The 6,817-nt window shown below is 62.6% G+C and carries 6 protein-coding genes; 5 read left to right on the forward strand and 1 reads right to left on the reverse strand.

Going from position 1 to position 6,817, the window contains the following annotated elements; genetic code table 11:
• Window positions 1-199: LysR family transcriptional regulator (locus CON77_RS13240; RefSeq protein WP_157826963.1), on the reverse strand; the 199-nt coding region annotated here is incomplete at its 3' end.
• 107 nt (window positions 200-306) lie between these two features.
• Between CON77_RS13240 and mdlC the strand changes: the two genes are divergently transcribed.
• The 5 genes from mdlC (at window position 307) to CON77_RS13265 (ending at window position 6,633) form a co-directional block, all read left to right on the forward strand.
• Window positions 307-1,914 carry a benzoylformate decarboxylase gene (gene mdlC / locus CON77_RS13245; RefSeq protein WP_101049892.1) on the forward strand — a complete coding sequence of 536 codons (1,608 nt, stop codon included), beginning with the start codon at window positions 307-309 and terminating at the stop codon, window positions 1,912-1,914.
• Between the two features lie 38 nt (window positions 1,915-1,952).
• Window positions 1,953-3,407, forward strand: a complete 1,455-nt coding sequence (locus CON77_RS13250; protein WP_101049884.1) for an aldehyde dehydrogenase — start codon at window positions 1,953-1,955, stop codon at window positions 3,405-3,407.
• Between the two features lie 6 nt (window positions 3,408-3,413).
• On the forward strand, window positions 3,414-4,337 hold the full coding sequence (locus tag CON77_RS13255; RefSeq protein WP_101049886.1) for a ketopantoate reductase family protein: 924 nt from the start codon (window positions 3,414-3,416) through the stop codon (window positions 4,335-4,337).
• A gap of 86 nt (window positions 4,338-4,423) precedes the next feature.
• Window positions 4,424-5,473, forward strand: a complete 1,050-nt coding sequence (locus tag CON77_RS13260) for a TRAP transporter substrate-binding protein (RefSeq protein ID WP_101049888.1) — start codon at window positions 4,424-4,426, stop codon at window positions 5,471-5,473.
• Window positions 5,470-6,633: an alpha-hydroxy acid oxidase gene (locus CON77_RS13265; protein ID WP_101049890.1), complete on the forward strand. Its 1,164-nt coding sequence runs from the start codon at window positions 5,470-5,472 to the stop codon at window positions 6,631-6,633. The genes CON77_RS13260 and CON77_RS13265 overlap by 4 nt, the downstream gene beginning before the upstream one ends.
• Window positions 6,634-6,817: the final 184 nt, after the last annotated feature.

The raw sequence follows: 6,817 nt of genomic DNA on the forward strand, positions 1-6,817 counted from the left end.
AACTATTCTGACGCGGGGGGGGGCGCACGCCTCCGGCCGTGCGCTCGAAAAGCGGGTCATGCAAGGCTAGACGCAAGCGGTTGAGTGCCTGGCTGGTTGCAGGCTGCGACATGCCCAAGCGCTCTGCCGCCCTGCTGATGTTGCATGACGCGTAGATGGCGTCGAAAACACGCAGAAGGTTCAGGTCGATGCCAGTCATATAAGTCCTGAGCATACTACTTAGTTGGTTCATTTTATTGCCCAATTTTCTTTGGGATTTGACACTGTGACCTGTCTGAAACAAGTCACCGCATGAACCACACACCCATGGAACCCACTGCACGCCAAGAGCCGCGCCCAACGGTAAGGGAAGCCGTGTTGCGCCTGCTGCGCGACCTGAACATCGACACCGTGTTTGGCAATCCCGGGTCCACGGAGCTCCCAATGTTTCGTGACTTCCCGAGTGATTTCCGCTATGTGCTGGGCTTGCAGGAATCGGTGGTGGTGGGCATGGCCGATGGCTATGCGCAAGCCACGCGCAATGCCGCACTGGTGAACCTGCACTCGGCCGCCGGCGTGGGCCACGCGATGGGCAACATCTTCACGGCCTTCAAGAACCAGACGCCCCTCATCGTCACTGCTGGGCAGCAGGCGCGCTCCATCCTGCCGTTCGACCCCTTCCTGTTCGCAGCCCAGTCCACCGATCTGCCCAAGCCCTACGTCAAGTGGGCGTGCGAACCCGCGCGTGCCGAGGACGTGCCGCTGGCGCTGGCGCGGGCTTACCACATTGCCATGCAGCCACCCTGCGGGCCGGTGTTTGTCTCTATTCCTGCGGACGACTGGGAGCAGCCCTCAGACTGGGTAGAGCCGCGCCAAGTGAGCCGCAGTGTTGCCCCCGACCCGCATGTGCTGGCGCAGGTGGCCAAGGCGCTCAGTCGTGCACGCCGCCCGGCCATTGTGGCGGGCACCGGGGTGGACCGCGACGGTGCAATGGACCTGCTGGTTCAACTGGCCGAGCAGCACCGTGCGGTTGTTTACACCGCGCCCATGAGTGCACGCTGCGCTTTTCCCGAAGCCCACCCCCAGTTCGGCGGCTTTTTGCCAGCCATGCGGGAGCGAATCGTTGATCGGCTCACGGGACACGACCTGGTGCTGGTCCTGGGGGCACCGGCATTTCTTTACCATGTGGAAGGCCAGGGCCCGCACGTACCACCCGGTGTGCCGCTGTGGCAGATCGTTGATGACCCGCAGATGGCGGCCTGGACTCCCACGGGCAACAGCCTGGTGGCCAGCCTGCACCTGGCGGTGGATGCCTTGTTGCAGGCGGCCAGCCCGGTGAAACGTGCCATGCCCAAGGTGGCGCCGTGCCCCGCGCCAGTGGAAGCAGGCAGCCCCATGAGCGTGGCTTTCGTGCTGCAGGTGCTGGACGAAGTCAGGCACAAGGACGACGTGGTGGTGGAGGAAGCCCCTGGTTCGCGCGGCGTGATGCAGGCGCGCTTGCCTATGGCAGGAGCCGACAGCTTCTACACCATGGCCAGCGGTGGCCTGGGCTACGGCATGCCGGCAGCGGTGGGTGTGGCACTGGGGCGCCAGCGCAAGGGCCTCAACGGCCGCACCATCGCGCTCATTGGCGACGGCTCCAGCATGTATTCCATTCAGGCGCTGTACACGGCCGCGCAATTGGCATTGCCTATTACCTTCGTGATTCTCAACAACCGCCGCTACGCGGCCTTGCAGGACTTCGCCCCGGTTTTCGGTTTTGCACCGGGTGAAAAGCCTGCCGGCACTGACTTGCCCAGCCTTGACTTCGTGTCCTTGGCCCGTGGCCAGGGCATGGAGGCAACCCGGGTGGAAAACCCATCAGACCTGAGCGACAAGCTGCGCCAAGCCCTTCAAGCCCCCGGCCCCCGCCTGATCGAGCTGGTGGTGGTCTGACCGCCAACGCATTTGCAATCCCAACCAGGAGACTAAACATGAGCAACACCATCACCATGCTGATCAATGGCGAGGCCCGCGCTGCCAGTAACGGCGCCACCTTCACGCGCACCAACCCGCTGGATGGCAAGGTGGCCACATCGGCACCCGCTGCTACGGTGCAAGACGCCGTGGCAGCTGTGGAAGCTGCCGCAGCCGCATTCCCCGCCTGGTCGCAAACAGCGCCGGGCGAACGCAGGGCGCTGCTGCTCAAGGCTGCCCATTCCCTGGAGGCCAAGGCCGCCGAGTTCACCGCCGCGATGGTTTCCGAGATCGGCGCCTCCGGCATCTGGGCGGGCTTCAACGTGCACCTGGCAGCAGACATGCTGGTGGAGGCCGCCGCGCTGACCACGCAGATCAGCGGCGAGGTCATCCCCTCCAACGTACCGGGTAGTCTGGCCATGGCCACACGGCAGGCCGCTGGCGTGGTGCTGGGCATGGCTCCGTGGAACGCCCCGGTCATTCTGGGTGTGCGTGCCGTGGCCGTGCCATTGGCTTGCGGCAACACCGTGGTGCTCAAGGGCAGCGAGCTGTGCCCGGCCACGCACGGCCTCATCATCCAGGCCCTGCAGGAAGCCGGGCTGCCCAGGGGTGTGGTCAACTTCGTGACCAACGCGCCCGACGATGCCGCCGAGGTGGTTGAAGCCATGATCGCGCACCCGGCAGTCAAGCGCGTCAATTTCACCGGATCGACCCATGTGGGGCGCATCATCGCTTCGCGCTGTGCCTTCCACCTCAAGCCTTCGGTGCTGGAGCTGGGCGGCAAGGCCCCGCTGTTGGTGCTGGACGACGCTGACCTGGACGCTGCCGTCAATGGCGCGGCATTTGGGGCGTTTGCCAACTCCGGGCAGATCTGCATGTCCACCGAGCGAATTGTTGTGGACAGCAAGATTGCAGACGCCTTCGTGGCCAAGCTCGCCGCCAAGGCCCAGGCCCTGCCGCTGGGCGATCCGCGCCAGGGGCCGGTGGTGCTGGGTTCGGTGGTGGACATTCGCACCGTACACCGCGTCAACGAACTCATCGACGACGCCATTGGTAAGGGCGCCAAGCTGGTGTGCGGCGGCAAGGCCGACAACACGCTGATGCCCGCCACGCTGCTGGACAACGTGACGCCTGCCATGCGCATCTACAGCGAAGAAACCTTTGCTCCGGTCAAGGCCATCGTCCGGGTGGATGGCGAGGATGCCGCCATTGATTGTGCCAACGACAACGCCTTCGGCCTGTCAGCGGCGGTGTTCACTGCAGACACCGCGCGCGGCTGGCGCGTGGCGCAGCGCATCGAGTCGGGGATCTGTCATGTCAACGGCCCCACGGTGCACGACGAGGCACAGATGCCGTTTGGCGGCGTGAAGGCCAGCGGATGGGGCCGCTTCGGCGGGCGTGCCGGCATCGAGGCGTTCACCGATCTGCGTTGGATCACCGTTCAGACCGCCCCGCGTCACTATCCGTTCTGAACTGCGATGAGATACACCATCCTCGGCGCGGGCGCCATGGGTTCCTTGTTTGGCGGGCTGCTGGCTGCGCAAGGGCACACCGTGGAGTTGCTTGACGTGAACGACTTGCACCTGAACAAGGTTCGCCAGCAAGGGTTGCGGTTGGACACGGATGGCTGCTCGCAGACGGTTCATTTGATCGCGAACCGCCCTGAAGGCGCCGTTCAGAGGCCGAACTGGCTGATCGTCTTCACCAAGACCATGCACACACAGGCGGCCATGCAATCTGTCAAGCACCTGCTGGGCGATACCACCCGGGTGCTGAGCTTGCAGAACGGTTTGGGCAACATCGAGCGGCTGAACCAGTTTCTGCCGCTGGAGCGCATTGCCATTGGCGTGACCACGGTGCCGGCCGACATGCACGGGCCAGGGAATGTGGGCTCCCATGGGCAGGGGCACAGCCGCTTCATGATGGCCGACGGCCAGTCGAGTGAAACCATCATCGAATTGGCCGCTGACTTGACGGCCGCAGGCCTACCCAGCGAGCAGGACCTGGCGGTGCACGCCGCCATCTGGCAAAAGGTGGCTTTCAATGCTGCCCTCAATGGGCTGTGTGCCCTTGCCTCTTGCACTGTGGGTCAACTGGGGGCTACCCAGGGTGGACGCAAACTCGCACACGGCGTGGCGGCCGAAGCAGGGCAGGTGGCATCGGCCTGCGGGGTGGCTGTTGACGAGGCTGTGGTGCACAAGACGTTGGACCATGCCATGGACCACCACCTGCACCACAAGCCCTCCATGTTGCAGGACGTGCTGGCCAAGCGGCCGGCCGAAGTGGAGGCCATCCACGGCGAAATCGTGCGTGCAGGCGAACGCACTGGCGTGCCCACACCGCACACCACAACCCTCTACACGCTGTTGCAGCTCATTCAGGACCCGCCGAGCCTGGGCTGATTCGCAGACTAACCAAGGCATGCCAAATGCCTGCAACACCAGGTTGCAGGACGATGGAACTCACCCATTTTTTAAGGAGACCCACCATGACACCGAAAACCTTGAAGCACGTTGTGCAGCTGGCCAGCTTGGCGCTGCTCGGCTCTGGCGCGATAGCGCCGGCCTTTGCACAGCAAGTCACCTTGCGTGTGCACCATTTCCTGCCCTCCACGTCCAGCGCCCATGTGCGGCTGATCCAGCCCTGGTGCGACAAGGTGGCCCGCGAGTCGCAAGACCGTTTGAAGTGTCAGATATTTCCATCCATGCAATTGGGCGGCACGCCGGCTCAGCTGTTTGATCAGGTCAAAGATGGCATGGTGGACGCGGTGTGGACGGTGCCGACCTATGCTGCAGGCCGCTTCACCAAGGCAGAGGTGTTTGAGCTGCCCTGGATGTCGGTGACCGCCAAGGCGGGCAGTGCGGCCCTGTGGACGTATGTGGACAAACATGCCCAAGACGAATTCAAAGGTGTTCATCGCATCTTCATGCACGTTCATGACGGTGCGCTGTTCCACTTCAAGGGCAAGACCCCCAAAACCCTTGGGGATTTCAAGGGCTTGAAGGTTCGCGCTGCGACGCGTGCCAATGCCCGCATGTTGTCTGCCATTGGCGCGGTGCCCATTGCCATGCCGCTGCCCATGGTTCCTGAAGGGCTGATGAAGAATGTGGTGGACGGCGCGGCGGTTCCTTGGGAGGGCGTTCCCTCCATCAGACTCACAGAGCTGACCAAATTTCACTTGGACGTTCCGGCTGGTGCACCCCGCATCTCGAACACTATCTTCCTTTTCGGGATGAACGAGGCCAAGTACCAGTCGCTCCCGCCGGATCTGCGCAAGGTGATTGACAGCAACAGTGGTCTTGCCGCGTCCAGTTGGGCGGGAGAGACAGGTTTTGACGCTGTTTCTGCGCAGTACCGCAAAGCGGCCCAAGACGGTGGCGGGAATGTTTACGAACTGCCGGATGCCGAATACCAACGCTGGGTGAAGGCCACCGATGCGGTGGATGACGAGTGGGTCAAGGATGCGACCGCAAAAGGCGCTGACGGCAAGAAACTGCTGGAGGATGCCCGGGCGCTCGTCAAGCAGTTTTCCAAATGAAGTGGGGGCAAGAGCCGTTGAACATTGGGGAGTGGCGCACCTTGGCGCGGCGCCGCTTGCCCAAGTTCGTGTTCGATTATGTAGACGGTGCGGCTGAGGATGGCCTGACCCTCCGTGCAAATCGACAGGCCTTCGAAGCGACACAACTCAAACCGAGGGTGTTGCGTGACACGAGTGCCATCGACACCTCGGTTTGTGTCTTTGGGCGCAACTGGAGGCTGCCTATTGGGGTGGCGCCGATGGGGCTGAATGGGTTGGTGCGTCCCGGAGGGGATCTTGCATTGGCCAGAGCGGCTGCAGCGGCAGGGATCCCCTTTGTGTTGTCGACCGCATCGAATGAGCGTCTGGAGCGTGTGAGGCAAGATCTCCCAGATGCGGAGCTCTGGTTGCAGTTGTATGTGATGCAGGATCCCAGCATTACCGATCAACTGTTGCGTCGAGCCAAGGCAAATCGGTTTGACACGCTGGTTTTGACGGTTGACGTTCCGGTCAGCGGTCTGCGCGAGCAAGACCTGCGAAACGGTTTCAGGTTGCCGTTTCGCCTGACCCCCAAACTGTTGGCTGACTTGGTCTGCCACCCCGGTTGGTCATTGCGTCAGGCTGTAGCGGGTCAACCAAAGTTTGTGAACCTGGTTGAGGAAGTGGGGCGAGCCCTATCGGCGCAAGCCCAAGCAGCCTTGTTGGCCAGGGCCATGGATCGCGGTTTGAATTGGGCACGTCTAGATCAAATCCGACAAAGTTGGCCTGGAAAGCTTGTGGTCAAAGGCGTCCTTCATCCAGAAGACGCCAGCCTTGCAGTAAAGGCCGGTGTTGACGGCATCGTGGTTTCCAACCATGGCGGGCGTCAGCTCGACGGAGGGGTTTCATCGATCAATGCCTTGCCCGCACTAGTTCGCGCGGTTTCAGGGTGCATCCCGGTGTTTTTGGACAGTGGTGTGCGCCGTGGTGTGGACGTCATCAAGGCGATGAGCCTGGGCGCAACTTCTGTCTTTGTCGGGCGGCCTTTGCTCTACGGTCTGGCAGCACAAGGTGAAGATGGTGCGCGGAGAGTTTTATCGACTCTCGGGGAAGAACTTCAGAGGGCGATGACACTCATGGGAGCGGCTGATTTGCATGACGTTGACGGAGCAACAGCGCACGCTGGAAATTTTCAATCTTGAGGACGACAACATGATGACCTGGGTGTTTCGGTGCACCAAATGGTCCGCCGTGCTGGGTGGGCTGGTGCTGTGTGCGATCACGCTGATGATCGTCGCCAGCGTGGCTGGCCGCGCCATGATCGGCTTGGGGCTGGGGCCGGTGCCCGGCGATTTCGAGCTGGTCGAAGCCGGCTCGGCCGTGGCG

It is taken from the genome of Macromonas nakdongensis, from assembly GCF_002837145.1.
GTDB lineage: Bacteria > Pseudomonadota > Gammaproteobacteria > Burkholderiales > Burkholderiaceae_C > Macromonas_B > Macromonas_B nakdongensis.